Genomic DNA, 22,847 nt, shown 5'->3' on the forward strand with positions numbered 1-22,847 from the left:
ATGGCGAATGGGACAATTCGCCATGGCATGAGTATCCAGGGAGTTTCATGGGGCATCCGTCTAACAACGAGCGTATCGAAAAAAACCGCTACGGCGTCGCCAGGCTCAAGACTCGCTCGGCCGTGACGCTGATGATCGCCGTCTGCCTGTCGATGGTAGTGATCGTGAGCTGGGAAACCTGGAGCTCGCGCCAGTACCATCTGCATGACAAGGAAGTGGCGATGTCCAACCTTGCGCAGACCCTGGCCTCCCAGGCACAGGCGTCGATCAAGCAAGCCGACACGCTGCTGTTCACCCTGGTCGATCGCCTGGAGAACGACGGCATCGAACAGGGCCGGCTCGATCGCCTGCAACGCTTGCTGCGCGCCCAGCGCAGTGAGTTGCGTCAGCTCCATGGGCTGTTCGTCTATGACGAAACCGGCAAGTGGGTCGCCAACTCCAATGGTGCCGAGGTGGGGGGCGCGAACAACTCCGACCGTGAGTACTTCATCTATCATCGCGACCATCCAGACCGCGGCCCGCACATCGGCCCATCGATCAAGAGCCGCTCCAGCGGTGAATGGATCATGACGGTGTCACGGCGGATCAATTATCCGGACGGCCGTTTTGCCGGCGTGGCCCTGGCCACGATCTACCTCAGCCATTTCCTGCAGCTTTACGATGGCATCGACATGGGCAGGAACGGCGTGATCAACCTGATCGCCGACGATGCCAGCATCGTCGTGCGCCGGCCGTTCCACGAGGCGGAGATCGGCACCAGCCTGGCCAGGAGCCCATTGTTCACCCGGCTGTTGCCACAGGGCAGTTCGGGGACGGCAACGATGCGATCGATCGTGGATGGCGTGGAGCGGGTCGTGGGCTTTCGCCGGGTCGAGGGGTATCCGCTGATCGTCTTTACCGCGCTGAACAAGGATGAAGTCTTGGCCAGCTGGCGCCAGGAGTCCTTGCTCAGCGCGGGCATCGTCGCGCTGCTGCTCGGGGGACTGGGGGTGCTCGGTTATCGCCTGATCCGGTTGATGAAGAAGCAGGACCGCATCCAGGGCGAATTGCTCGGCACACAGGAGCGGCTGCTGGAGCTCAATCGCAACCTTGAGTTGCTGGCGCTGGAGGACGCGCTCACGGGCCTGGCCAATCGACGCCAGTTCGACCTGTTCATCCAGGCCGAAATGAGCCGCGCCCGCCACAACGTGTCGGGACTGGCGCTGCTGATGATCGATGTCGATCACTTCAAGCCTTTCAACGATCGTTATGGCCACCTGGCCGGCGATGAGTGCCTGCGCAAGATCGCCGGGATCATTACCGAGCACATCAAGCGCCCTGGCGATCTGGCTGCGCGTTTTGGCGGCGAGGAGTTTGCCGTGGTGCTGCCGGGGACTGACTACGTCGGCGCTTTCCTGCTGGCGGAGAAAATCCGCCATGCGGTGCAGGCCGCCAGCTTGCCGCACAGTGAAAGTCCGGATGGCAAGGTCACGGTCAGCGTGGGGGTCTGCGGTTACGATCCGGCGTCTCAAGCCCAGACCGGCGAGCTGATCGGCGCGGCCGACAAGGCGCTGTACGTGGCCAAGGCCAGCGGGCGCAACATGAGCGTGATTGCCAACTGAGGCTCAGGCAAAGCGGTCGCTGCCCTGTACCAGCCGGGTGCACAGATAGGATTGCTTGAGCTTTTCCAGCCACCAGCCCAAAGCACGCCCGTCGTGATCACCGCGCCAGCCGGCATACAGGATGTTCGGCTCGCGCGGGTCGGCCATCTGCTTTTCAACCAGCGAGCCATTGCTCAGTAACGAGCCGACCCGGTGCCTGGGTAGCTACGTCCTGCATCAGGCGCGCCGCCTCGTTGACCAGCAATTCACCCGCCGGGGTGAGTTGCAGGCGGTAGCGCCGGCGATCGAACAGCAGGGCATCGAAGCGTTCTTCCAGTTGCCGCGCGGCATAGGACACCGTCGAGGGCGCCTTGCCGAGGTAGGCGGCGGCCCGCGACAGGCTGCCGGTCTCGCGGATCGCTTGCAGCAGCGTCAGGTCTTCAGTCGACAGCATGGACCGGGTCCTCGTGTTTGCCGTAGGCGTTACAGTCGGCGTTTCCTCTGCCGGATCAATCGAAGATAGACCAGTACGTTCACCAGCAGTACCGCACCGCCCAGTCCGAGCTGGATGGCCGGCGTCAGTCCTGCCGGGTAAATGATCGGCCACACGTAGTGTTCGATGAAGCCAGCGCCGTAGCCCGTTTCCCCTGCGGCCTGGCGCATGCTGTTTTCCCAGCGTGTCAGCGGGCAGGGCAGGTGGAACAGCTCCACCGCCACGCCCCAGGTGGCGGCAGGCAGGTGCCACATCATCAGGCGCGGCCATTTGAGCACCAGCAGGCCGCCGCCCACCACGAACACAATGAACGCCAGGTGCAACAACACCAGGCCATCGGCGGCGATTCGATAGAGCATGTCGACCTCCTGGCGCGTCGGTCCAATCGCACCATGGTACGCGGGCGGCGGCCTGGCGCTCTATCGATTGTCGCTGGCCAGCGCGCCGAGCACCTCCTTCAAACGCGTGACCATGGCCTCGCTGCTGCGTTGCATCGGCGCGCGCAGCTCATCGCCGATCAAACCTTGCAGGGCCAGCGCGGTTTTCACCGGCGCGGGATTGGGTTCGATGAACAGGCTCTGGATCAGCGGCAGCAGCTGGAAGAACGTGGCACGGGCGGCCGCCAGCTGGTGGTCGCGAACTTGTCGGTACAAGGTCACGAAACGATCGGTATGGACATGCGCCGATGCGGCAATCGCGCCTTTGGCGCCCAGGCACAGGGCATTGAAGATCTGGTTGTCTTCACCGCACAGCACGTCGACCTTGCCGCTGGCCAGCAATGCCAGGGTGTTGTTCAGGTTGCCGCCACAGTCCTTGATCGCGACGATGCGCTCATGGGCGACGATGTTCAACAAGGTCCCCTGGTCGAAGGTCACGCCAGTGCGGTAGGGGATGTCGTACAGGATCAGCGGTACGCTGGAGGCATCGGCGACCGTCTGGAAAAACCTTTCGAGCCCGGCCTGGGACGGCCGGATGTAATAGGGCGGCGGCACCAGCAGGCCGGCCACCGGGCGCTTGAGAATCTCCTCCTGAAAGTGCAGCAGCTCGATCAGGTTGTTGCCGGCGAGGCCCATGACCACCTGCTCAGCCGGCACCTGCTCCAGCACCGCATCGAGCACCGCCAGCTGCTCGTGCTTGCCCATGGCCGCCGGTTCGCCGGTGGTGCCACAGACAATCAGGCCGTCGACGCCACTTTCCAGCAGATGGCTGACCAGCCGGCGCAAACCGATGAAATCGATGGCGCCATGGTGGAACGGCGTAACGAGGGGAACCCAGATACCTTGGAACGATGACATGCACTTTCTCCTGATGGTCGACCGATTTCGTCACCGTCAGAAGGGCAGGAGGAGGTAAGCAAGGGGCGGGTGGTCCGTCGCGCTCAATGTCCTGTCAGCTCATCTGACGGGACAGCGCGCCCCGGTCACATGAGCGACTGTTTCTTCGATTTGAGGGTGCGCGCAACACGAGCCTGGGCCTTGGCAGTCAAGCCAATGACACGAGCGTCGAGATTGAAGGTTGCGGACATCTTTGTTTACACCCTGAATGAGGCGCCCAGTTTTAAAAGCCGGCGGGTGGTTTGTCAATCAGGAAAATGCGGCATCGTCATGTTGAGCGAGGCAGCAGCCAGTGCAAACTGCGCAAGATTGTTCAAGCCATCGGCCGTGACTGCTGGCAAAGTCTGCGGTCTTTCCCTGGTTGCAGAGCGTTATGTCCAACTCACTCATGCCGCGCAGCGCGTTTTTACGTGGCGCCGTGGCGATCATGCCGTTATCCCTGGCGACGGCCCCCTGGGGCTTGCTGGCCGGGTCCATGGCCATCGAAGCCAACCTCACACCCCTGCAAGGCCAGGGCTTGTCGAGCATCGTGTTTGCCGGCGCCGCGCAATTGGTGGCGATCGGCATGCTCAAGGGCGGGGCCGGGATCTTTTCGATCCTGCTGACCACTTTGCTGCTGACCTCCCAGCATCTGCTCTACGGCATGAGCCTGCGTTCGGTGATCTCGCCGTTGCCGGGGCGCTGGCGCGCGGGCCTGGGCTTCTTGCTCACCGATGAACTGTTCGCCCTGGTCAGCCAGCACGACAGGCAACAGTTCAATCGCTGGTACGCCCTGGGTGTGGGCCTGACGTTCTACATCGCCTGGAACCTCTTCACCCTGGCGGGCATCGTGCTGGGCAGCAGCATTCCGGGCCTGGAACACCTGGGGCTGGACTTCTCCATCGCGGCCACCTTCATCGCCCTGATCACCCCGGTGGTGCGCAACGTGCCGACCGTGGTCTGCGTCGCGGTCTCGCTGTTCTGCTCGGTGCTGTTCAGCTACTGGCAATGGGGCTCGGCCCTGGTGCTGTCGGGGCTGGCCGGCATGACCGCCGGGTTTATCTGCAACAAATTCCATGGAGCACGCACATGATGGTCTGGGCAGTTATTTTCGGCATGGGCGTGCTGGTGTTTCTCAACCGCTATGTGTTCCTCGAACCGCGTCTGCCGGTGCGCCTGAGCAGCAATGCCCGGCAGTTCCTCGGCTTCGCCGTGCCGGGCATGCTGACCGCGATCTGCGGGCCGATCGTGTTCATGCCGGACAAGCAACTGAACCTGCAATGGGACAACCCCTACCTGATCAGTTCGCTGGTGGCCGTCGGCCTGGTGCTGTACACCCGCAACACCCTGCTCAGCATGTTGTTGAGCATGGGCTTTTTCTTTTTGCTGCGTTGGTGGCTGTAGGTGGGGCGCGGGAAATTGTTCTACGCTTGAAGTTGATGACCGATCCCTTTTCAGGAAGAGAGGTGAGCACATGGCAACAGAGCAAAAACAACCGCGTCCGGATGTAGACGAGGATGAACCGACGGAAGAAGAAATCGAACAGCAGAAGCGTTCGACTCCGGACTGGAAACATCCCGACGATGGCAAGGATTTGTCGGAACCTGACCGCAAGTTCTAAGCAACCTGCGAACACTGCAACTGTGTAGGAGCGAGCTTGCTCGCGAAAAACTCGAGAACGCCGCGGGGCATCAGGTACCCCGCGTCATCGTTGACGACCATCGCGAGCAAGCCCGCTCCTACAGGGTTGCGTTTATTCCAGCAACGGCGGGAAATCAGGGTGCGTGGCCCGATAACCCAGCTTCCTGTCAATCCAGGCGTTCAGTTCGTTGACCATCACCGGGGGCTTGCCCGGATAGCTTTCGAGTATTGAACTCAGGACTTCTTTGATATTGGGAATGGAAAGCAAGTTACGGGTCTGTATGTATTGCCCGATGAAACAGTCGAGTTGGTAGTGCTCTGTCTTTGTAAGATAAATGCACGCCAGACTCGCGACTTGATCAATTGTAAAATCGTCGCGCAATTGAGTTCTCTGCAAGGCTTGATGTATGGGATTTCCTTAATTGTTGACTCTTTGGTCAATTGGTATGCCACTCGGCAATACGGCGCGAATCCTAGCGGCAGTGCCGACAAATGTATGTAAGACCATGGCGTTGTCTGACAAGCGGTGGAAGCATCAAAGTGCCATGCTTTTACAGGTGTTATTCCTTCAAAGCGTCAATCAATCCGGGCCCCTGATTCCTGACATTGCCCACCGCCTTGTCGACCCGGTACCACTCAAAAGCGCCACTGTCTTCGCCTTGGAGCAGCGCCATCTGCTCGGCACGTTCCCTGGGCGTCGCCGGGTCCAGCCATTCCCGCGCGAGTTCGGCGTTGAACACCACCGGTCGACGATCATGCACGTCCAGCATGCCGCCCGCGCTGTCGGCGGTGATGATGACAAAGCCGTCGTCGTCCCTCGGGGCTGCGCCACTCACCGGGAATTGCCCGATCGCCGCACAGAAGACCGGCCCCTGGTCGCGCCGGCGAATCAGCCAGGGTTGCCGGGTGCCGTCCCCGGCATCGACCCATTCGAACCAGTTGTCCACCGGGCAGATGGCGCGATGGGGCCAGATCGCTCGAAAGAACGGGCCGTGGGCGACTTTCTCGACCCGCGCATTGATCGGCGCCGCCCGATCCTTCGCCCAGTGCGGTCGCCAGCCCCAGCGCTGCGAGTCGGCGTGCAGGCCGTCGTTCTCCAGGTGCAACAGCGCGAGCTGGGTGGTGGGCGCGGCGTTGTAGCGCCCAAGCGGCTGATCGCCGACCTGGTTGAGCAAGGCATCGGGAATGCTCAGCACCGCCACGAAATCGTGGATGCCCCGGTATTGCGACAATCGTCCACACATCGATCGAACCCTCCGGCTGGATTATTGAGCATAGATGTTTGAACAATCTGCGTTCAGCCGAGCGCTGTAGGAGCCGGCTTGCTGGCGATGCGATGGTGGCCGTAACGCCGTCATCGCGGGCTGGCCCTGGCGAACTGAGCCAACGCCCGGGCGAGCACCGGAACCAAACACTGTGTACCTTATCCAACCTCGGCCCGCCGCTGTGTGCGGGTCTGCCCAAGGCGAAACATGAAACAGCTGCTCAAGGTTCTATCGGTGTGCACCCTGGCAGTCGGTCTGCTGGGCTGTATCGCCGCTCCCATCGAAATGACCCCGCAAACCGAACAGGCTTTGCGCGCGCAACCACCGATCCGCTTTCTGCTGACGTTCGACGACGGGCCCAGCGCCTCGAGTTTCTGGAACCCGACCGAGACCGTGCTCGACAGCCTGGCGATCAATCCTGTGCAACCCGGGATCAAGGCGGTATTTTTCGTCCAGACCCGCGCCCCACGGGCCGGCGCCAGTGACATCGGGCGGGCGGTCATGCACCGCGAACGTGATGCCGGGCATATCCTGGCCTTCCACACGGCCACGCCTTCGCACACCAATCATCGCTCCCTCGACGATCAGGAACTGGAGCAGGCGCTCAACGAGGGGTGTGCCGACATCGCCGCGATCACCGGTGCGCCGCCGACCCTGTTGCGCCCGCCATTCTGGAGCTACGACAAACGCACGTTCGCCGCCTATCAGCAGCATGGCCTGCATGTGCTGCTGACCGACCTGAGCGCCAACGACGGCAAGATCTGGGGCTTCAACGCCAGCCCCCGGCGCCGCGCTCATATGCTGCGTTCGATGTCCGAGGTGCGCGAGCGCATTGCCCGCGGCGAGCTACCGGTGGTGGATGGGGTGATTCCGGTGGTGGTGACTTTCCACGACCTCAATCGCTACACCGCCCGGCATGCCCGCGAGTACCTGCAGATTTTGCTCGACAGTGCACGGGCGACAGGGGTGAGCGTCGCCCCGATGGCGTTTTACGACGACACCGCCGCGCTGCAACGGGCCGCCATGGCGCGCACGCTGCGCGACAGTTCACAGCCGGCGCAATTACCGGGGATCTGGAACTGGATCTGGAAAGACAACAGTCATTGATGAAGTGGATATCACTAATGGACTGGCGCACATTTGGCCAAACGCATCTATTCTGATTGGATCCGTTCTGATCAACCCGCCACGGAGGCAACGGCCATGGTCGCCATTTCAGCCCTTTGCAACATTCTGGAGTCCGGTTTTAAGCCCCTGGCCTGTCAATGCACGGAGAGTGGCGGGCTGCTGCGGATCGAGGTCTTTGATCCCGCCAACGGGCAAGTCAAGCTGATGCTTGCCGGCGTATCGACCGAGCAGTTGACCAGCATGCGGGCCATCTCCGACTTCATCGGTGAACTGCGCACCGAGATGAGCGCCGGGCGCCGCGCCTTCGCCGGTTAAACACCACGCGTGATCGTATGTGGCAATAGTTCGTCGATCACCCGCAAACAATGGTTCAACCCCGGTGACACGTCGCCGACCCGCCGACTGAGAATGATCGGCGAGGTGGCGTTGTCTTCCAGCAGCGGGGTGAAACCGATGTCGTCGCGGTGCAGCAACTGCACCGAGGCCGGCACCAGGGTGATGCCTATCCCGGCCCCCACCAGCCCGATCGCCGTCTGCAGCTCGTTGGTCCATTGCGCCACATGGATGCTCACCCCATAGGATTCGAACAGCGCGATCACGTGGTCGGCGTAGCTGGGGCGCGGGTTGCCGGGGTACAGCACGAAGGGCTCCTTGGCCAGGTCGCGCAGGCTGACAGGGCCCGCCAGCAGCGGGTGGCCGGCGGGCAGGGCGGCCACCAGGCGGTCTTCGGTGAGCACGGTCTGGACGATGGCCGGGTCGTCGATGCGGATGCGGCCGAAACCGACGTCGATGCGCCCGGCCTTGAGGGCCTGGACCTGCTGCAGCGTGGTCATCTCCGACAGCCCGAGTTCCAGCTCCAGCGGCTCGCCGCTGCGCAAGCGGCGAATCAATTGCGGCAGCACGCCGTACAGCGTCGATGGCGCAAAGCCGATACCCAGCCAGGTCTTTTCCCCCAGGCCTATGCGCCGCGTGTTGTCGCAGACCTTGTGCAACTGGTCGAGCAGGGCGGTGGAGTGCTCATGGAAAAAACGCCCGGCGTCGGTCAGCTTCAGCGGCCGGCCGCGCTCGAGCAGCATCACCCCCAGTTCATCCTCCAGTTGCTGGATCTGCCGGCTCAAGGGCGGCTGGGCGATGTGCAGCCGTTCGGCGGCGCGGGTGAAATTGAGGGTTTGAGCCAACACCTGAAAGTAACGCAGGTGACGCAGTTCCATGGAGCCTCCGGATCTTCAGCGGTTGCATACCTTGAAGGTATCAAGCCAGACCAATTCTATATTGGCCGCCCGGAAAAAGCCGTATGAGAATCGGGCTCAGAACTTCAAGAACCTGACGGGTATCGAAATGCTTGCTACAGCCATTGAATCGATCGAGACGATCATCGTCGATCTGCCGACCATCCGCCCGCACAAGCTGGCGATGCACACCATGCAGAACCAGACCCTGGTGGTGATTCGCGTGCGCTGTGCCGATGGCATCGAAGGCATCGGCGAATCCACCACCATCGGTGGCCTGGCCTATGGCAACGAAAGCCCCGACAGCATCAAGACCAACATCGACAAACACTTCGCGCCTTTGCTGATCGGCCAGGACAGCAGCAATGTGAATGCCGCGATGTTGCGCCTCGAGCGCAGCATCCGTGGCAACACCTTCGCCAAGTCCGGCCTGGAAACCGCGCTGCTCGACGCCCTGGGCAAACGCCTGGGCCTGCCGGTCAGCGAGTTGCTGGGCGGCCGCGTGCGTGACTCGCTGCCCGTGGCCTGGACCCTGGCCAGCGGCGACACCGAGAAGGACATCGCCGAAGCGGAAAAAATGCTCGACCTGCGCCGCCACCGCATCTTCAAGCTGAAGATCGGGGCCGGCGAGGTCAATCGCGACCTGGCCCACGTGATCGCGATCAAGAAAGCCCTCGGCGATCGCGCGAGCGTTCGGGTCGACGTCAACCAGGCCTGGGACGAAGCGGTGGCCTTGCGTGCTTGCCGAATCCTGGGCACCAATGGCATCGACCTGATCGAACAGCCGATCTCGCGCAACAACCGCGCGGGCATGGCACGCCTGAATGCCATGAGCCCGGCGCCGATCATGGCCGACGAATCCATCGAGTGCGTGGAAGATGCCTTCAACCTGGCACGCGAAGGCGCGGCCTCGGTGTTTGCCCTGAAGATCGCCAAGAACGGCGGCCCACGCGCCGTGTTGCGCACCGCCTCGATCGCCGAAGCGGCCGGGATCGCCCTGTACGGCGGCACCATGCTCGAAGGCGGAATCGGCACCATGGCCTCGGCCCATGCCTTTGTCACCCTGAACAAACTGGCGTGGGACACCGAGCTGTTCGGCCCGCTGCTGCTGACCGAGGACATCCTCAGCGAGCCGCTGGTCTATCGCGATTTCGAACTGCATGTCCCCAACACGCCGGGCCTGGGCCTGAGCCTGGATGAGGAGCGCCTGGCGTTCTTCCGTCGCGACAAGACTATTCATCAAGCCTGAGGAGAGCATTATGCTGTTCCACGTAAAAATGACCGTGAACCTGCCGGTCGACATGAATCCCGAAGCGGCGGCCAGGCTCAAGGCCGACGAAAAGGCCCTGGCCCAGCGCCTGCAAGAGCAGGGCAAGTGGCGTCATCTGTGGCGCATCGCCGGGCACTATGCCAACTACAGCGTGTTCGATGTCGACAGCGTCCAGGAACTGCATGACCTGCTGATGCAACTGCCGCTGTTTCCGTACATGGCCATCGAGATCGACGCGATGTGCCGGCATCCTTCTTCCATCCGTGACGACGACCGCTGAGCCCAGCCTGTCCAGCGCTACGCTAATAATTACAAGATGAGAAACCCCTGATGAACGTAAAGATTTCCCACACTGCCGAAGTCCAGAAATTTCTCGAAGAGGCCAGCGGCCTGCACAACGATGCCGGCAGCCCACGCACCAAGGCCTTGATCTACCGCATCCTGCGTGACTCGGTGAACATCATCGAAGACCTGGCCGTGACCCCGGAAGAGTTCTGGAAAGCGGTCAACTACCTGAACGTGCTGGGTGCGCGCCAGGAAGCCGGGCTGGTGGTGGCCGGTCTTGGCCTTGAGCACTATCTTGACCTGCTGATGGACGCCGAAGACGAGCAGGCCGGCAAGTCCGGCGGCACCCCGCGCACCATCGAAGGCCCGCTGTACGTGGCCGGTGCACCGCTGTCCCAAGGCGAAGCCCGTCTGGATGACGGCGTCGACCCGGGTGTGACCCTGTTCATGCAAGGCCGCGTGTTCAACACCGCTGGCGAGCCCCTGGCCGGTGCCGTGGTCGACGTGTGGCACGCCAACACCGGTGGTACCTACTCGTACTTCGACCCTACGCAATCGGATTTCAACCTGCGTCGCCGCATCGTCACCGATGCCGAAGGCCGCTACCGTTTCCGCAGCATCGTGCCGTCGGGTTATGGCTGCCCACCGGACGGTCCGACCCAGCAACTGCTCGATCAACTGGGCCGTCATGGCCAGCGCCCGGCGCACGTGCACTTCTTCATTTCCGCGCCGGACCATCGCCACCTGACGACCCAGATCAACCTGGATGGTGAGAAATACCTGCATGACGATTTCGCCTACGCCACCCGTGACGAGCTGATCGCCAAGATCACTTTCAGCGACGATCAACAGCGCGCGGCGGCCCATGGTGTGAGCGGTCGTTTTGCCGAAATCGAGTTCGATTTCACCCTGCAGTCGACCGCCCAGCCTGAAGAGCAGCAGCGCCACGAGCGGGTTCGCGCACTGGAAGACTGATAGCAACCCCCCTTGTGGGAGCGGGCTTGCTCGCGAAGGCGGTTTAACATTCAACACTTATGTTGACTGTCACTCCGCCTTCGCGAGCAAGCCCGCTCCCACAAGGGGTTTCGGTTAACGGTCTGGATTATCCCGAGCGAATGACCCAGTGTTCTAGAATGTCCCGACGCAAACCATAATAACAACGAGAGTGACCCGATGATGCAAACTCAACTGTTGAGTCAGCGCAGCAGAGTATTCGACCAGGCCGACCCCTACGCGGTGTCCGGCTACGTCAATCAGCACGTCGGTAATCACTGCATCCTCATGCCCCGAGCCGGCCGCCCGCTGGCCAGCCTCGATCATCGTAAATTCGCCAGTCTCGACCTGTGCCGCATCAGCTACGGCGCCAGTGTGCGGGTGACCTCCGGTGCGCTGGAGAGCATTTACCACCTGCAAGTGCTGCTGCGCGGCAACTGCCTGTGGCGCGGTCACGGCCAGGAGCACTACTTCGCCCCCGGCGAACTGTTGCTGATCAACCCCGACGATCCGGTGGACCTGACGTATTCCGCCGATTGCGAAAAATTCATCCTCAAAGTCCCCACCCGTTTGTTCGAGTCCGTCTGCGATGAGCAGCGCTGGCGCTATCCGGGGCAGGGCGTGCGGTTCCTGGAAAACCGTTATCAGCTCAATGAACTGGAAGGCTTCGTCAATCTGCTGGCGATGATCTGCCAGGAGGCCGAATCCAGCGAGCAGATTCCCAGGGTGCAGGAGCATTACACGCAAATCATCGTCAGCAAGATGCTCAGTCTGATGAAGACCAACGTCTGTCGCCTTGAACTGGGCTCGCAAACGGCCACCTTCGAGGCGATTGCCGACTACATCGCCAATAACCTCAAGCAGGACATCGACAGCGAAGAGCTGGCGCGCCAGGCGCACATGAGCTTGCGCTCGTTGTATGGCCTGTTCGAACGCAACGCCGGCCTGACGCCAAAAAACTACCTGCGCCAGAAACGCCTGGAACGCATCAACGCCTGCCTGAGCGACCCGACCTGCAACGTGCGCAACGTCACCGAAGTGGCGATGGACTACGGCTTCCTGCACCTGGGCCGGTTCTCCGACAGTTACCGCAAGCAGTTCGGCGAGTTGCCGTCCGACACCCTCAAGCGCCGCCACTGAGTCAACCCGACCCCCTGTAGGAGCTGGCTTGCCAGCGAAGGCGGCGTATCAGGCGACATTGAAGTTGCCTGACCCACCGCTTTCGCTGGCAAGCCAGCTCCTACAAGGGGGGGCGGTGTCCATCCCAAGCCCCTGCACAAAACGGATAAAGGTCTGCACCCCGCGGATAGTCCGCCCCATCGCCCCGTCCTAGCATGACCCCTGCCTGGACAATAACAATGGAGGCGGCGGCCATGACCCTGCGACCCGAATATTTGCAATCCCTGCTTGAAGACGATCCAGAGCAGGGCCTCTATCGCTGCAAACGCGAGATGTTCACCGACCCCCGGTTGTTCGATCTGGAGATGGAACACATCTTCGAAGGCAACTGGCTGTACCTGGCGCACGAAAGCCAGATCCCCAACATCAACGATTTCTACACCACCACCATGGGGCGCCAGTCGATCTTCATCGCGCGCAACAAGGACGGTGTGCTCAACGCCTTCATCAACGCCTGCAGTCATCGCGGCGCGACCCTGTGCCGGCACAAGTCCGGCAACAAAAGCTCATACACCTGCCCGTTCCACGGCTGGACGTTCAACAACTCCGGCAAGCTGCTCAAGGTCAAGGACCCGGCCAACGCCGGCTACCCGTCGAGCTTCAACTGCGAAGGCTCCCACGACCTGACCAAGGTGGCGCGCTTCGAATCCTATCGCGGTTTCCTGTTCGGCAGCCTCAAGGCCGATGTGCTGCCGCTGGTCGAGCACCTGGGCGAGTCGGCGAAGATCATCGACATGATCGTCGACCAGTCCACCGACGGCCTGGAAGTGCTGCGCGGTTCTTCCAGCTACATCTACGAAGGCAACTGGAAACTCACCGCCGAAAACGGTGCCGACGGTTACCACGTCAGCTCCGTGCACTGGAACTACGCCGCCACCCAGAACCAGCGCAAACAGCGCGAAGCCGGTGACACCAACCCGACCATGAGCGCCGGCAGCTGGGCCAAGCAGGGCGGTGGTTTCTACTCCTTCGACAAGGGCCACATGCTGCTCTGGACCCGCTGGGCCAACCCCGAGGACCGTCCGCTGTACGAGCGTCGCGATGAGCTGGCGCAAGATTTCGGCAAGGCCCGCGCCGACTGGATGATCGAGAACTCGCGCAACCTGTGCCTGTACCCCAACGTCTACCTGATGGACCAGTTCAGCTCGCAGATCCGTATCGCCCGGCCGATCTCGGTCAACCGCACCGAAATCACCATCTACTGCATCGCTCCAAAAGGCGAAAGCGATCACGCGCGTTCGAGCCGGATTCGTCAGTACGAAGACTTCTTCAACGTCAGCGGCATGGCCACGCCGGACGACCTGGAAGAGTTCCGCTCCTGCCAGACCAGCTACCAGGGCAGCGTCACCACCTGGAACGACATGTCCCGTGGCGCCGAGCACTGGATCGAAGGCGCTGATGACGCGGCCAAGGAAATCGACCTGCACCCGCTGCTCAGCGGCGTGCGCACCGAAGACGAAGGCCTGTTCGTGCTGCAACACAAGTATTGGCAGCAGACCATGCTCAAGGCCCTGGCGGCCGAGCAGTCGAAACTGATCGCCGTGGAGGATGTGTTATGACCATTTCCTATGAAGCGGTGCGCGATTTCCTCTATCGCGAAGCACGCTACCTCGATGACCGCCAGTGGGACGAGTGGCTGGAACTGTATGCCCCCGACGCGACCTACTGGATGCCGTCCTGGGACGACAACGACGAACTGACCGAAGACCCGCAGCGGGAAATCTCGCTGATCTGGTACGGCAACCGCACCGGCCTCGAAGACCGCATCTTCCGCATCAAGACCGAGCGTTCCAGTGCCACCGTGCCGGACACCCGCACCTCCCACAACATCAGCAACATCGAGCTGCTGGAACAAGCCGACGGCCTGTGCAAGGTGCGCTTCAACTGGCACACCCTGAGCTTTCGCTACAAGACCGTCGACAGCTATTTCGGCAGCAGTTTCTACACCCTTGACGTACGCGGTGAAAACCCGCTGATCAAGGCCAAGAAAGTGATCCTGAAGAACGACTACGTTCGCCAGGTCATCGATGTTTACCACTTGTGAGGCTGCCGTCATGACCCATTCCATTGCGTTCAACTTCGAAGACGGCGTCACCCGGTTCATCGACGCCAATGCCGGCGAAACCGTGGCCGATGCCGCGTACCGCCAGGGCATCAATATTCCGCTGGACTGCCGTGACGGCGCCTGCGGCACCTGCAAGTGTTTTGCCGAAGCGGGCAGCTACGACCTGGGCGAGGAGTACATCGAAGATGCCTTAAGCCCCGAAGAAGCCGGGCAAGGTTATGTCCTGACCTGCCAGATGCGCGCCAAGAGCGATTGCGTGGTGCGGGTGCCGGTGTCCTCGGATGTCTGCCGCACCAGCCAGGCCAGCTATGACGCTACCATCAGCGCCGTGCGCCAGTTGTCCGACAGCACCATTGCCCTGTCGATCAAGGGCGAGTCCTTGAGCAAGCTGGCGTTCCTCCCGGGTCAGTATGTGAACCTGGGCATTCCCGGCAGCGAGCAGACCCGCGCCTATTCGTTCAGCTCGTTGCAGCGCGACGGTGAAGTCAGCTTCCTGATTCGCAACGTGCCCGGCGGCCTGATGAGCAGCTTCCTCACCGGCATGGCCAAGGCCGGCGACAGCATGAGCCTGGCCGGGCCCCTGGGCAGTTTCTATCTGCGCGATATCCGCCGGCCGTTGTTGCTGCTGGCGGGCGGCACCGGGTTGGCGCCGTTCACCGCGATGCTGGAGAAGATCGCCGAGCAGGGCAGTGAACACCCGCTGCACCTGATCTACGGCGTGACCCACGACTTCGACCTGGTGGAACTCGACCGCCTGGAAGCCTTCGCCACCCGCATCCCCAACTTCACCTACAGCGCCTGCGTGGCCAGCCCCGACAGCCAGCACCCGCGCAAGGGCTACGTGACCCAGCACATCGAACCCAAGCACTTGAACGATGGCGACGTAGATCTGTACCTGTGCGGCCCGCCGCCGATGGTCGAAGCGGTCAGCCAGTTCATCCGTGAGCAGGGCATTGCGCCGGCCAATTTCTACTACGAGAAATTCGCCGCCAGCGCGGCCTGAACCCACTCCATACGACGACGCCTCCCCTGTAGGAGCTGCCGCAGGCTGCGATCTTTTGATTTTGTTTTTTACAATCAAGATCAAACGATCGCAGCCTGCGGCAGCTCCTACAGGGGGCGGCGTGTGAGGTACACATGAACAGATTCCACGACAAAGTCGCGCTGATCACCGGGGCGGCCCAGGGCATCGGGCGGTGCGTTGCCGAGCGCATGGCCGCTGAAGGCGCGAAGCTGATCCTGGTCGATCGCTCGGACCTGGTGTTCGAAGTGCAGCAACAACTGGCCCCGCACAGCCAGGTCCTGGCCCTGACCGCCGATCTTGAGCAATACGAGGAATGCAACCGGGTCATGCAAACCGCCATCGAGCGTTTCGCTCGTCTCGATGTGCTGGTCAACAACGTCGGCGGCACCATCTGGGCCAAGCCGTTCGAGCACTACGAAGCGGCGCAGATCGAGGCCGAGGTGCGCCGTTCGCTGTTCCCGACCCTGTGGTGCTGCCATGCCGCCTTGCCGTACATGTTGGAGCAGGGCAGTGGCGCTATCGTCAACGTGTCGTCGATCGCCACCCGCAGCGTCAACCGTGTGCCCTACGGCGCTGCAAAGGGCGGGGTGAATGCGCTGACCGCGTGCCTGGCGTTCGAAACCGCCGGTCGCGGCGTTCGGGTCAACGCCACAGCACCCGGCGGCACCGAGGCACCGCCGCGGCGAGTGCCGCGCAATGCGGCCGAGCAGACTGAGCAAGAGAGGGTCTGGTACCAGCAGATCGTCGATCAGACCCTCGACAGCAGTTTGATGAAGCGTTACGGCACGCTGGATGAGCAGGCCGGCGCCATTCTGTTCCTCGCCAGCGACGAGGCGTCCTACATCACCGGCATGGTCATGCCGGTGGGCGGTGGCGATCAGGGCTGAGGCGGGTGAACTACAGGCGACGCCGAAATGCGCTGATGATCCGCAGCGTGGCGTCGCTGGGGTTCAGGTTCTGCACCGAATCCAGCGGGTACCAGAGGCAATCGAAAATCTCGTTTAGCGGTCGCGCATGCTCCGCATCGAGCAACGATGCTTCGTAGACATGGTGTCGGGTGCCCCGTGTTTCGAGTTCCATCAGGTACAGCATATCCTCGGCGCCCAGCCCTGTTTCTTCCTGCAACTCGCGCAATGCAGCATCCTGCACGGTCTCACCGCGCTCGACCTTGCCGCCGGGCAACATCCAGCGACTTCTGGCCTTGCGCACCATGAGGATATGGCGGTCGTGCTCGCAAATGACGGTTGCACGTACTTTCATCTGTTCATTCAATCCAGGCTGTCACATAAGTGTAACAAAAATGCAATATTCGGGCCGTAATCCATTGCAAGCTTTCCTGGACATTTTGAACAACAAAGGTGTCTAAAAGTGCAATCTCGCTGCCACTGGCCTGACTCGACGTCTGGTCGGCCTCTTCACGGCAGGGGGGTGTAAGGTAGGCAAGTCAACCCTGTGATCACTGCCAAGATGGAGGTGACTATGAGCGTTCCGATGTTGAACAAGATGCACATGAACGGCTATGACGTACTGAGTGTGAACAACGGCCCATGGCGGGTCTGCACCCAGGGCGACCGGCTGGGCTCGTTTGCCAGTCGGGAAGAGGCGCTGGCCTTTGCGGCTGCGCTGCCGGGTTATAAAGCCCGCTCAACCAAGCCTCGCAATCAGCAAGCGACATGAAGGCAGGCTCAAGGCCCAGGTCCTATGGAAACCGGGTCTTGATTGCGCAACCAATGTGGGAGCGAACAGCTCCCACAATTGATCCCTGTAGAACTCGACAAAAATAATCTGCAAGAAAACCCGGCGCCGTTGCACAGAAGGGGACTGGTCCCCGATCCGAGCAACGCCATGCCCCATTACTTCGACAACGCCCACCGTGTAGAAATCGACACCTTGCGCCAACGCCTGACCGCTCGCACCGAGTGGCCGACCTGGTTGCTGCTGATCGGCGTGTACGCCGGCTGGTTCGGCATCATGCTGGGCAGTCACTGGTTGGGCCTGTGGTGCAGCACCTTGTTGTTGATCCCTTTGCTGGTGCTCTGGTTGTCGCTGCAGCACGAACTGCTGCACGGTCATCCCACCCGCTGGGTATGGCTGAACAAGATCCTCGGCTACGCGCCGTTCGCCGTGTGGTATCCCTACACCCTGTATCGCGACAGCCATCTGTTGCATCACCGCGATGAAGACCTGACCCTGCCGGGCCGTGATCCGGAAAGCCGCTACCTGAGCGCCGGGCAGTGGCAGGGCAGTTCAGTGTTCGAGCAAGGCCTGCACTGGCTGAACAAAACCGTGCTGGGGCGTTTCCTCCTGGGCGCTCCGCTGGCTTTGCTGGCGCTGGCAAGGGAAGAACTGCAGCGTTTGAAGGCGGGTGAGCGACAGGCCTGGTTGATGTGGTTGAGCCACGGCACGTTGACCCTGTTGATGTTGCTGTTCATCGCCCGCTACAGCGTGCTGCCGGTGTGGCATTACCTGTTGCTGGTCAGCGTGCCGGCGCTGTCGATTGCCATGATTCGCTCCTACTACGAACACCGGCCCCATGCCGCGCCCGAGCACAGGACGGTCCTCAATGAAGCCGCCTGGCCGTGGCGCTGGCTGTTCCTGAACCTCAACCTGCACCTGGTGCACCACGATTTGCCGGGGCTGCCCTGGTACGACTTGCCCCGCGCTTATCAGGCGCGTCGCGAGCAATGGCTGGCGCGCAGCGGCGGGTTCCTGGTGCAGGGTTATGGCCAGTTATGGCGCCGGCACGGGGTGAAGGCCATCGACAGCCCGCGGCACCCTTTTCACTGATTGCGAATGAATTCCCTGTGGGAGCGAGCTTGCTCGCGAAGAGGCCATGACATCCAACATTGATGTGCCTGCCACGCCGCTATCGCGAGCAAGCTCGCTCCCACATTTGAATGCCGTTGTATTGGAATATTTCGATGACACAACACCTGGCTGAATTACTGATGTACGTCGCCCCCGAACCGGTCCGCCAAGCCAACGAACGCTGGCTGGCACTCATCCTCCAGCAACTGGGCGCCACGCGCCGCGATGCCGAGGGCCTTGCGCTGATGGACCTGTGGCTGTCGCCGCACTTGCTGCTGACGCAAACCTGCGGCTACCCGCTGATGACCGTGTTGCGTGGGCGAGTGCGGGTCATCGGTCGTCCTCGTTACGAACTGCCGGACGCCAGCGGCGGCAATCATTGCAGCCTGTTGCTCAGTCGCGCCGATGATCCACGGCGCAGCCTGCCGGCTTTTCGCGGCAGCCGTGGCGTGATCAACGGCGAAGATTCCAACAGCGGCATGAACCTGCTGCGTCACCGCCTGGCTGCGCTGCAGCGAGAGGGGCAGTTTTTTGCCCGTGTCGGAATCAGCGGCAGCCACCGGGAAAGCCTGCGCTGGGTGCGTGAAGACAAAGCGGACCTGGCGGCCATCGACAGCGTGACCTTTGCCTATCTGGCGCGACACGCCGAAGACGAAGTGGCTGGCTTGCGAATAGTCGGTCGCAGTGCATTCAGCCCGACCTTGCCGTTCATTACGGCCGCGAGCGCCACCGATGCACAGGTCGCGGAGATGCAGCAGGTAATGAACATGACGCTGCAGCAATTGCCCGAAGTCCGCGAAATCCTCGGTCTGCAAGAGGTATTGGCGACCAGCGAAAGTGACTATCAAATCGTTCTCGATTATCAGCGAGAGGCCAAGGATTTGGGGTATGGACGATTAAGGTAGGCAGGTTCTTAACCTGTAGGAGTTGTCTCGCGAAGCGAGGCTGCGAACTTTTGATCTTAAAAGGAATATAAAAATTCTTTTTTAGTATTATTAATGAATAAGGCTCCTTGCTAGGATCGCGCCACCGGATCACCGGACATTCTGCGACCCCTAACCTTGGAGCCTCTATGTCCGGCACCGACCTTTCCCATCGCAACGACGTGGGCGCATTGTTCCGCGACCATCACCCTTGGCTGTGCGCTCGGTTGCGCCGGCACCTGGGCGCCAGTTCCAGCGTCGAAGACATTGCGGCCGAGACCTTCCTGCAGTTGCTCGAATCGCCAGCACTGACCCCGATCCGCGAGCCCCGCGCCTTGCTCACCACCATTGCCCAGCGCTTGCTCTATCAGCTGTGGCGCCGTCGCGACCTGGAACGCCAGCACCTCGAACAGTTGCAACAGGTTGATCAACAGCAAGCGATCTCGCCTGAAGAACAAGCGCAACTGACCCAAACATTGCATGGCCTCGACCGCACCCTTGAACGCTTGCCGGGCAAGGTTCGGGCGACCTTCCTGTTGTCGCGAGTCGACGGCCTGTCCTACCCGCAGATTGCCGCCCGATTGGGCATTTCCCAACGCTCGGTCAGCGATTACATGACGCGCTCCCAAGCCCTGTGTGCCCGGCACAGCGCCAACCAACCCTTGAATTCCCTGAACTGGAGGTCTGCATGAAATCGCTCAAAACCTTGCTCGGCAGTTCGCTGCTGGCCCTGAGCCTGGTGGCAACCCAGGTTCCCGCCGCAGAAAAAGCCGCGCCGATCCACTTCGGCGACATCACCTGGGAAAGCGGCAGCCTGATCACCGAAATCCTGCGCTTGATCGTCGAGAAAGGTTACGGCTACCCGACCGATACCTTGCCGGGCAGCACCGTCAGCCTCGAAGCGGCACTGGCCAAAAACGATATCCAGGTGATCGGCGAAGAGTGGGCCGGGCGCAGTCCGGCGTGGGTCAAAGCCGCTGCGCAGGGCAAAGTGTTCGGTCTGGGCGACACGGTCAAAGGCGCCACCGAAGGCTGGTGGGTGCCGGAATACGTGATCAAGGGCGACCCTGAACGTGGCATCAAGCCCCTGGCCCCGGAACTGAAATCCGTCGCCGACCTGACCCGCTACAAGGACGTGTTCCGCGACCCGGAAGACCCGGGCCGTGGACGCTTCCTCAACAGCCCGACCGGCTGGACCTCGGAGATCGTCAACAGCCAGAAACTCAAGGCCTATGGCCTGACCGACAGCTTCGTCAACTTCCGCACCGGATCGGGTGCGGCACTGGATGCCGAGGTGGCGTCATCGATCCGTCGCGGCAAACCGGTGCTGTTCTACTACTGGTCGCCCACGCCGCTGCTGGGGCGTTTCAAACTGGTGAAACTCGACGAGCCGGCGTTCGACGCCGAAGCCTGGAAGACCCTGGCCGACGCCAACAACCCGCATCCAAAGGGCACCCGGTCAATGCCGGCGAGCCTGGCGATCGGCGTGTCCGCGCCTTTCAAGGCGCAGTACCCGGACCTGGTGGCGTTCTTCGAAAAGGTCGACCTGCCGATCGACCTGCTCAACCATACTCTCGGCCAAATGAGCGAAAAGCGCCTGCAACCGCGTCAGGTGGCAGAAGCCTTCCTGCGGGATCAGCCGCAGGTCTGGAAGGGCTGGGTGCCGGAGGAGGTGGCTGAGCGTGTGACCGCGAAATTGTAAGCGGGTTTTCTGAATCGGTGCTGCAGCCCGCCAGCACCGTGATCAGGGTAGCGAGGATGCAGAGTGCCCTTTTCACCCCATGCCCCCCGCTATTAGGCCTTGTGTCGACTGATGATCTTGGCCTTCACTTCCTCGGCATAACCCGACAGCCGTTGTTCATCGCCCTGGAACAAATCGCACAGGCGCTTCACGGCTTCGGCGTCGACCTCGTTGCCTGAAAGGCGCAATCGTTCGGCGATGCGCAACAGCTCAACCGCCGACCAGCGCAGGTCCGATGCCAGCCCTTGCAGATCACGCCGAAGCGTTTGTTCATGTTCGTTAAGCCACATGACTGATCTCCCGTAACTTCGTGCTACGAAATTTTAGACCCATTCCCGCGGCGGGGCGTAGTGTTCTTCTGATGCCAAAGGGCTACCTTTGGTCGGGAATTCTGCGCCCTTCGCAAGATTCGCTGTTGTTTGCTGTCGTATTGAAGTGCCGACATTTTACCAGGGCAGGGTCCATTCAAAATGACGACAACCGATGACTTCCGGGCGCATGCCCAGGAACTGAAGGCCGATCTGGATGCGGCCACCAGCGAAATGATGAAGCTGATTTCCGAGCACCAGTTCAGCGGGGCGGAATGGGAGCGGGTCAGTTTATGGCAACACGAAGCCTTCGAACGATGGACGACTTATCTCAACGAGCGAACCTACCCGGACACCGGCGATCAAAGCGTCGGTCACTGAGGCTCGATGCAACAAAATGGCTGTCAGCGCGGCAACAGGCTACATTTTATTTTTTCAGGTTTAAGGATGCTTCATGAGTCGAGTGTTGATGGGGGGAGTGGTAATGGCGTTGCTGGCGGGGTGTTCGTTGCCCGCGTCCCTGGTGCCAGGGGAGCCGAACTACAATAAGCCGAGCGACAAATTACCCAAGGAAGTAGCAGCGTGTGTATTGCCGGCATGGCAAAAAGAGATCGCCAAGACGACCCAGACATCGATTTCCAACGGCTACCGGATCACCGCGCCGAGCATCATAACCGCCGATGAAGTGCTGGATATCGTCAAGTACAAGGACGGCAGTCGGGTTTCGCTTTACCAGGGGCCGCCGTGGGCAAAGTCAGGGGTCATGCGCCAGGCGGTGCGGGACTGCCTGTAGGGTTCAGCCGTCGATCTCGGTGACCTGGATAAGCTGATCGACATTGCCCTGGGCACTCGCGGTGCCTTTCTTTTCCCGCCGATCATTCATCCAGCTCTCGACCTGCGCATTGAACTGCGCCGGTGCTTTTCGCCCGACCCTCCTGGCGATGTCCAGGATGGTCTGCTGGGCGAGGGCTTCTTCCATGCGCTTCTGCGCAGTCAACATGGCGCCGTGCACCGAGCAATGGCCGTCCACTGCCCATTCGGGCACCTCGCCTGCAAATAACGCACAGCGACCGCGGATTTCCCGACATTCGAAAATGGCCTTGGCCCCGTCGATGGCATTGACGATGTCCAGCAGGCTGATCTCATCGGCCGGCCGCGCCAGCTTGAAGCCGCCACGCACGCCTTCGGTGGCGACCACCAGTTTTGCCTTGGCCAGTTTGGTGAAGATTTTTGCCAGATAGTCCAGCGGCACGCCTTGCAACTCTGCAAGGTCCCGCACGCTCGCCTCGCGGGTCTCACCACCATTGCCCACCAGGAAAATCAGGCAGTGAATGCCGTACTCGACACCCGCGCTGTAAAGAGACATATCGATCTCCGACTAATGTAGTCGCAAATATTAGCAGTTGACCCTTAGCCGGGCAACGATCGCGATTTTTCTCCAGGCGCTGCAAAGGCCTTCCAGGTTGCAGATTCAGTGCGGTTTGGCCGCTGTATCGATGGGATCGATTCGAACCATTGAGAAAAACATCTTGCTCGATTTAACTACGATCAATAAAGTCGTAGTTATCAGGTTGGGAGCGAAAGCGGCATCCAAGCGAATGC

At 61.3% G+C, this 22,847-nt stretch carries 29 protein-coding genes and 1 pseudogene; 21 read left to right on the plus strand and 9 right to left on the minus strand.

Going from position 1 to position 22,847, the window contains the following annotated elements:
• The first annotated feature begins 47 nt into the window (after positions 1 to 47).
• A complete protein-coding gene (locus tag SOP95_RS19810; protein ID WP_323608049.1) occupies positions 48 to 1,601 on the plus strand; it encodes a sensor domain-containing diguanylate cyclase in 1,554 nt (517 codons plus the stop codon).
• Between the two features lie 3 nt (positions 1,602 to 1,604).
• Here SOP95_RS19810 and SOP95_RS19815 read toward each other — a convergent pair.
• The 3 genes and pseudogenes from SOP95_RS19815 to dapA all read right to left on the minus strand — a co-directional run bounded on the left by SOP95_RS19815 (position 1,605) and on the right by dapA (position 3,368).
• A pseudogene (locus SOP95_RS19815) lies at positions 1,605 to 2,034 on the minus strand (LysR family transcriptional regulator).
• A 29-nt stretch (positions 2,035 to 2,063) separates the two neighbouring features.
• Positions 2,064 to 2,432: a DUF2784 domain-containing protein gene (locus SOP95_RS19820; RefSeq protein ID WP_274077424.1), complete on the minus strand. Its 369-nt coding sequence runs from the start codon at positions 2,430 to 2,432 to the stop codon at positions 2,064 to 2,066.
• Positions 2,433 to 2,492: 60 nt separating this feature from the next.
• The gene (dapA, locus tag SOP95_RS19825) at positions 2,493 to 3,368 is read right to left on the minus strand and encodes a 4-hydroxy-tetrahydrodipicolinate synthase (RefSeq protein WP_323608051.1); all 876 of its coding nucleotides are present in this window, start codon (positions 3,366 to 3,368) and stop codon (positions 2,493 to 2,495) included.
• Positions 3,369 to 3,780: 412 nt separating this feature from the next.
• On the opposite strand from dapA, the gene SOP95_RS19830 reads away from it, so the two are divergent.
• The 3 genes from SOP95_RS19830 to SOP95_RS19840 all read left to right on the plus strand — a co-directional run bounded on the left by SOP95_RS19830 (position 3,781) and on the right by SOP95_RS19840 (position 5,007).
• Positions 3,781 to 4,479 (plus strand): AzlC family ABC transporter permease, encoded by a 699-nt coding sequence (locus SOP95_RS19830; RefSeq protein ID WP_274077422.1) that lies wholly within the window; start codon positions 3,781 to 3,783, stop codon positions 4,477 to 4,479.
• Complete coding sequence (locus tag SOP95_RS19835; RefSeq protein ID WP_175649005.1) at positions 4,479 to 4,790, plus strand: AzlD domain-containing protein; 312 nt, start codon at positions 4,479 to 4,481, stop codon at positions 4,788 to 4,790. Before SOP95_RS19830 ends, SOP95_RS19835 begins: the two co-directional genes overlap by 1 nt.
• A gap of 70 nt (positions 4,791 to 4,860) precedes the next feature.
• Complete coding sequence (locus tag SOP95_RS19840) at positions 4,861 to 5,007, plus strand: hypothetical protein (RefSeq protein WP_323608052.1); 147 nt, start codon at positions 4,861 to 4,863, stop codon at positions 5,005 to 5,007.
• 132 nt (positions 5,008 to 5,139) lie between these two features.
• On the opposite strand, the gene SOP95_RS19850 is transcribed toward SOP95_RS19840, so the two are convergent.
• Entirely contained in the window at positions 5,140 to 5,409 is a 270-nt protein-coding gene (locus SOP95_RS19850; RefSeq protein ID WP_274077420.1) for a hypothetical protein, read from the minus strand.
• Positions 5,410 to 5,587: 178 nt separating this feature from the next.
• On the minus strand, positions 5,588 to 6,271 hold the full coding sequence (locus SOP95_RS19855) for an SOS response-associated peptidase (protein ID WP_323608054.1): 684 nt from the start codon (positions 6,269 to 6,271) through the stop codon (positions 5,588 to 5,590).
• Positions 6,272 to 6,499: 228 nt separating this feature from the next.
• Here SOP95_RS19855 and SOP95_RS19860 point away from each other — a divergent pair, with 228 nt between their 5' ends.
• Positions 6,500 to 7,399 (plus strand): polysaccharide deacetylase family protein, encoded by a 900-nt coding sequence (locus tag SOP95_RS19860; RefSeq protein ID WP_274077418.1) that lies wholly within the window; start codon positions 6,500 to 6,502, stop codon positions 7,397 to 7,399.
• A 96-nt stretch (positions 7,400 to 7,495) separates the two neighbouring features.
• The gene (locus SOP95_RS19865) at positions 7,496 to 7,735 is read left to right on the plus strand and encodes a DUF1652 domain-containing protein (RefSeq protein WP_323608055.1); all 240 of its coding nucleotides are present in this window, start codon (positions 7,496 to 7,498) and stop codon (positions 7,733 to 7,735) included.
• Here the strand turns inward: SOP95_RS19865 and SOP95_RS19870 are convergent.
• Positions 7,732 to 8,631, minus strand: a complete 900-nt coding sequence (locus tag SOP95_RS19870; protein ID WP_274077416.1) for a LysR family transcriptional regulator — start codon at positions 8,629 to 8,631, stop codon at positions 7,732 to 7,734. The two genes, SOP95_RS19865 and SOP95_RS19870, sit on opposite strands and share 4 nt — an antisense overlap.
• A 127-nt stretch (positions 8,632 to 8,758) precedes the next feature.
• Between SOP95_RS19870 and SOP95_RS19875 the strand changes: the two genes are divergently transcribed.
• The 8 genes from SOP95_RS19875 (at position 8,759) to SOP95_RS19910 (ending at position 16,352) form a co-directional block, all read left to right on the plus strand.
• Complete coding sequence (locus SOP95_RS19875; RefSeq protein WP_274077415.1) at positions 8,759 to 9,898, plus strand: muconate cycloisomerase family protein; 1,140 nt, start codon at positions 8,759 to 8,761, stop codon at positions 9,896 to 9,898.
• Positions 9,899 to 9,908: 10 nt separating this feature from the next.
• Entirely contained in the window at positions 9,909 to 10,199 is a 291-nt protein-coding gene (catC, locus tag SOP95_RS19880; RefSeq protein ID WP_007978984.1) for a muconolactone Delta-isomerase, read from the plus strand.
• A gap of 50 nt (positions 10,200 to 10,249) precedes the next feature.
• A complete protein-coding gene (gene catA / locus SOP95_RS19885; RefSeq protein WP_274077413.1) occupies positions 10,250 to 11,179 on the plus strand; it encodes a catechol 1,2-dioxygenase in 930 nt (309 codons plus the stop codon).
• Between the two features lie 198 nt (positions 11,180 to 11,377).
• Positions 11,378 to 12,337 carry an AraC family transcriptional regulator gene (locus tag SOP95_RS19890; RefSeq protein WP_274077412.1) on the plus strand — a complete coding sequence of 320 codons (960 nt, stop codon included), beginning with the start codon at positions 11,378 to 11,380 and terminating at the stop codon, positions 12,335 to 12,337.
• A gap of 233 nt (positions 12,338 to 12,570) precedes the next feature.
• Positions 12,571 to 13,935: a benzoate 1,2-dioxygenase large subunit gene (gene benA / locus SOP95_RS19895; protein ID WP_323608056.1), complete on the plus strand. Its 1,365-nt coding sequence runs from the start codon at positions 12,571 to 12,573 to the stop codon at positions 13,933 to 13,935.
• Positions 13,932 to 14,420 (plus strand): benzoate 1,2-dioxygenase small subunit, encoded by a 489-nt coding sequence (gene benB, locus SOP95_RS19900; RefSeq protein ID WP_274077410.1) that lies wholly within the window; start codon positions 13,932 to 13,934, stop codon positions 14,418 to 14,420. The genes benA and benB overlap by 4 nt, the downstream gene beginning before the upstream one ends.
• Before the next feature lie 10 nt (positions 14,421 to 14,430).
• Positions 14,431 to 15,444 (plus strand): benzoate 1,2-dioxygenase electron transfer component BenC, encoded by a 1,014-nt coding sequence (benC, locus tag SOP95_RS19905; RefSeq protein ID WP_323608057.1) that lies wholly within the window; start codon positions 14,431 to 14,433, stop codon positions 15,442 to 15,444.
• A 134-nt stretch (positions 15,445 to 15,578) separates the two neighbouring features.
• Entirely contained in the window at positions 15,579 to 16,352 is a 774-nt protein-coding gene (locus SOP95_RS19910) for a 1,6-dihydroxycyclohexa-2,4-diene-1-carboxylate dehydrogenase (protein ID WP_323608058.1), read from the plus strand.
• A 10-nt stretch (positions 16,353 to 16,362) separates the two neighbouring features.
• Here the strand turns inward: SOP95_RS19910 and SOP95_RS19915 are convergent, their stop codons facing one another.
• The gene (locus tag SOP95_RS19915; protein ID WP_323608059.1) at positions 16,363 to 16,725 is read right to left on the minus strand and encodes an NUDIX hydrolase; all 363 of its coding nucleotides are present in this window, start codon (positions 16,723 to 16,725) and stop codon (positions 16,363 to 16,365) included.
• 219 nt (positions 16,726 to 16,944) lie between these two features.
• On the opposite strand from SOP95_RS19915, the gene SOP95_RS19920 reads away from it, so the two are divergent.
• The 5 genes from SOP95_RS19920 (at position 16,945) to SOP95_RS19940 (ending at position 20,898) form a co-directional block, all read left to right on the plus strand.
• Positions 16,945 to 17,142 (plus strand): DUF2188 domain-containing protein, encoded by a 198-nt coding sequence (locus SOP95_RS19920; protein WP_274077406.1) that lies wholly within the window; start codon positions 16,945 to 16,947, stop codon positions 17,140 to 17,142.
• 168 nt (positions 17,143 to 17,310) lie between these two features.
• Positions 17,311 to 18,252 carry a fatty acid desaturase gene (locus SOP95_RS19925; RefSeq protein WP_274077405.1) on the plus strand — a complete coding sequence of 314 codons (942 nt, stop codon included), beginning with the start codon at positions 17,311 to 17,313 and terminating at the stop codon, positions 18,250 to 18,252.
• Positions 18,253 to 18,386: 134 nt separating this feature from the next.
• Positions 18,387 to 19,178, plus strand: a complete 792-nt coding sequence (locus tag SOP95_RS19930) for a phosphate/phosphite/phosphonate ABC transporter substrate-binding protein (protein WP_323608060.1) — start codon at positions 18,387 to 18,389, stop codon at positions 19,176 to 19,178.
• A 167-nt stretch (positions 19,179 to 19,345) separates the two neighbouring features.
• Complete coding sequence (locus SOP95_RS19935) at positions 19,346 to 19,888, plus strand: sigma-70 family RNA polymerase sigma factor (RefSeq protein ID WP_274077403.1); 543 nt, start codon at positions 19,346 to 19,348, stop codon at positions 19,886 to 19,888.
• A complete protein-coding gene (locus tag SOP95_RS19940) occupies positions 19,885 to 20,898 on the plus strand; it encodes an ABC transporter substrate-binding protein (protein ID WP_274077402.1) in 1,014 nt (337 codons plus the stop codon). The genes SOP95_RS19935 and SOP95_RS19940 overlap by 4 nt, the downstream gene beginning before the upstream one ends.
• A gap of 92 nt (positions 20,899 to 20,990) precedes the next feature.
• Here the strand turns inward: SOP95_RS19940 and SOP95_RS19945 are convergent, their stop codons facing one another.
• Positions 20,991 to 21,227: a hypothetical protein gene (locus tag SOP95_RS19945; protein WP_274077401.1), complete on the minus strand. Its 237-nt coding sequence runs from the start codon at positions 21,225 to 21,227 to the stop codon at positions 20,991 to 20,993.
• 180 nt (positions 21,228 to 21,407) lie between these two features.
• On the opposite strand from SOP95_RS19945, the gene SOP95_RS19950 reads away from it, so the two are divergent.
• Both SOP95_RS19950 and SOP95_RS19955 read left to right on the plus strand, forming a co-directional pair.
• A complete protein-coding gene (locus SOP95_RS19950; protein WP_274077400.1) occupies positions 21,408 to 21,626 on the plus strand; it encodes a hypothetical protein in 219 nt (72 codons plus the stop codon).
• A 73-nt stretch (positions 21,627 to 21,699) separates the two neighbouring features.
• Complete coding sequence (locus SOP95_RS19955) at positions 21,700 to 22,038, plus strand: hypothetical protein (RefSeq protein WP_274077399.1); 339 nt, start codon at positions 21,700 to 21,702, stop codon at positions 22,036 to 22,038.
• 3 nt (positions 22,039 to 22,041) lie between these two features.
• Here SOP95_RS19955 and SOP95_RS19960 read toward each other — a convergent pair whose 3' ends face one another.
• Positions 22,042 to 22,611 carry an RrF2 family transcriptional regulator gene (locus SOP95_RS19960; RefSeq protein ID WP_274077398.1) on the minus strand — a complete coding sequence of 190 codons (570 nt, stop codon included), beginning with the start codon at positions 22,609 to 22,611 and terminating at the stop codon, positions 22,042 to 22,044.
• Positions 22,612 to 22,847: the final 236 nt, after the last annotated feature.

It is taken from the genome of Pseudomonas sp. YuFO8, assembly GCF_035065025.1.
GTDB lineage: Bacteria > Pseudomonadota > Gammaproteobacteria > Pseudomonadales > Pseudomonadaceae > Aquipseudomonas > Aquipseudomonas putida_AE.

What these genes read in the sequence shown, in the direction of transcription:
- SOP95_RS19855 (WP_323608054.1), bottom strand. Translation starts at nt 6,271, where the DNA reads ATGTGTGGACGATTGTCGCAATACCGGGGCATCCACGATTTCGTGGCG.
- SOP95_RS19875 (WP_274077415.1), top strand. Translation starts at nt 8,759, where the DNA reads ATGCTTGCTACAGCCATTGAATCGATCGAGACGATCATCGTCGATCTG.
- SOP95_RS19820 (WP_274077424.1), bottom strand. Translation starts at nt 2,432, where the DNA reads ATGCTCTATCGAATCGCCGCCGATGGCCTGGTGTTGTTGCACCTGGCG.
- SOP95_RS19945 (WP_274077401.1), bottom strand. Translation starts at nt 21,227, where the DNA reads ATGTGGCTTAACGAACATGAACAAACGCTTCGGCGTGATCTGCAAGGG.
- SOP95_RS19830 (WP_274077422.1), top strand. Translation starts at nt 3,781, where the DNA reads ATGTCCAACTCACTCATGCCGCGCAGCGCGTTTTTACGTGGCGCCGTG.
- SOP95_RS19930 (WP_323608060.1), top strand. Translation starts at nt 18,387, where the DNA reads ATGACACAACACCTGGCTGAATTACTGATGTACGTCGCCCCCGAACCG.
- benA (WP_323608056.1), top strand. Translation starts at nt 12,571, where the DNA reads ATGACCCTGCGACCCGAATATTTGCAATCCCTGCTTGAAGACGATCCA.
- SOP95_RS19840 (WP_323608052.1), top strand. Translation starts at nt 4,861, where the DNA reads ATGGCAACAGAGCAAAAACAACCGCGTCCGGATGTAGACGAGGATGAA.
- SOP95_RS19860 (WP_274077418.1), top strand. Translation starts at nt 6,500, where the DNA reads ATGAAACAGCTGCTCAAGGTTCTATCGGTGTGCACCCTGGCAGTCGGT.
- SOP95_RS19915 (WP_323608059.1), bottom strand. Translation starts at nt 16,725, where the DNA reads ATGAAAGTACGTGCAACCGTCATTTGCGAGCACGACCGCCATATCCTC.
- SOP95_RS19950 (WP_274077400.1), top strand. Translation starts at nt 21,408, where the DNA reads ATGACGACAACCGATGACTTCCGGGCGCATGCCCAGGAACTGAAGGCC.
- catA (WP_274077413.1), top strand. Translation starts at nt 10,250, where the DNA reads ATGAACGTAAAGATTTCCCACACTGCCGAAGTCCAGAAATTTCTCGAA.
- SOP95_RS19925 (WP_274077405.1), top strand. Translation starts at nt 17,311, where the DNA reads ATGCCCCATTACTTCGACAACGCCCACCGTGTAGAAATCGACACCTTG.
- SOP95_RS19810 (WP_323608049.1), top strand. Translation starts at nt 48, where the DNA reads ATGGGGCATCCGTCTAACAACGAGCGTATCGAAAAAAACCGCTACGGC.
- SOP95_RS19940 (WP_274077402.1), top strand. Translation starts at nt 19,885, where the DNA reads ATGAAATCGCTCAAAACCTTGCTCGGCAGTTCGCTGCTGGCCCTGAGC.
- SOP95_RS19960 (WP_274077398.1), bottom strand. Translation starts at nt 22,611, where the DNA reads ATGTCTCTTTACAGCGCGGGTGTCGAGTACGGCATTCACTGCCTGATT.
- SOP95_RS19865 (WP_323608055.1), top strand. Translation starts at nt 7,496, where the DNA reads ATGGTCGCCATTTCAGCCCTTTGCAACATTCTGGAGTCCGGTTTTAAG.
- SOP95_RS19910 (WP_323608058.1), top strand. Translation starts at nt 15,579, where the DNA reads ATGAACAGATTCCACGACAAAGTCGCGCTGATCACCGGGGCGGCCCAG.
- SOP95_RS19835 (WP_175649005.1), top strand. Translation starts at nt 4,479, where the DNA reads ATGGTCTGGGCAGTTATTTTCGGCATGGGCGTGCTGGTGTTTCTCAAC.
- SOP95_RS19870 (WP_274077416.1), bottom strand. Translation starts at nt 8,631, where the DNA reads ATGGAACTGCGTCACCTGCGTTACTTTCAGGTGTTGGCTCAAACCCTC.
- catC (WP_007978984.1), top strand. Translation starts at nt 9,909, where the DNA reads ATGCTGTTCCACGTAAAAATGACCGTGAACCTGCCGGTCGACATGAAT.
- SOP95_RS19955 (WP_274077399.1), top strand. Translation starts at nt 21,700, where the DNA reads ATGAGTCGAGTGTTGATGGGGGGAGTGGTAATGGCGTTGCTGGCGGGG.
- SOP95_RS19890 (WP_274077412.1), top strand. Translation starts at nt 11,378, where the DNA reads ATGATGCAAACTCAACTGTTGAGTCAGCGCAGCAGAGTATTCGACCAG.
- SOP95_RS19920 (WP_274077406.1), top strand. Translation starts at nt 16,945, where the DNA reads ATGAGCGTTCCGATGTTGAACAAGATGCACATGAACGGCTATGACGTA.
- benB (WP_274077410.1), top strand. Translation starts at nt 13,932, where the DNA reads ATGACCATTTCCTATGAAGCGGTGCGCGATTTCCTCTATCGCGAAGCA.
- benC (WP_323608057.1), top strand. Translation starts at nt 14,431, where the DNA reads ATGACCCATTCCATTGCGTTCAACTTCGAAGACGGCGTCACCCGGTTC.
- SOP95_RS19935 (WP_274077403.1), top strand. Translation starts at nt 19,346, where the DNA reads ATGTCCGGCACCGACCTTTCCCATCGCAACGACGTGGGCGCATTGTTC.
- dapA (WP_323608051.1), bottom strand. Translation starts at nt 3,368, where the DNA reads ATGTCATCGTTCCAAGGTATCTGGGTTCCCCTCGTTACGCCGTTCCAC.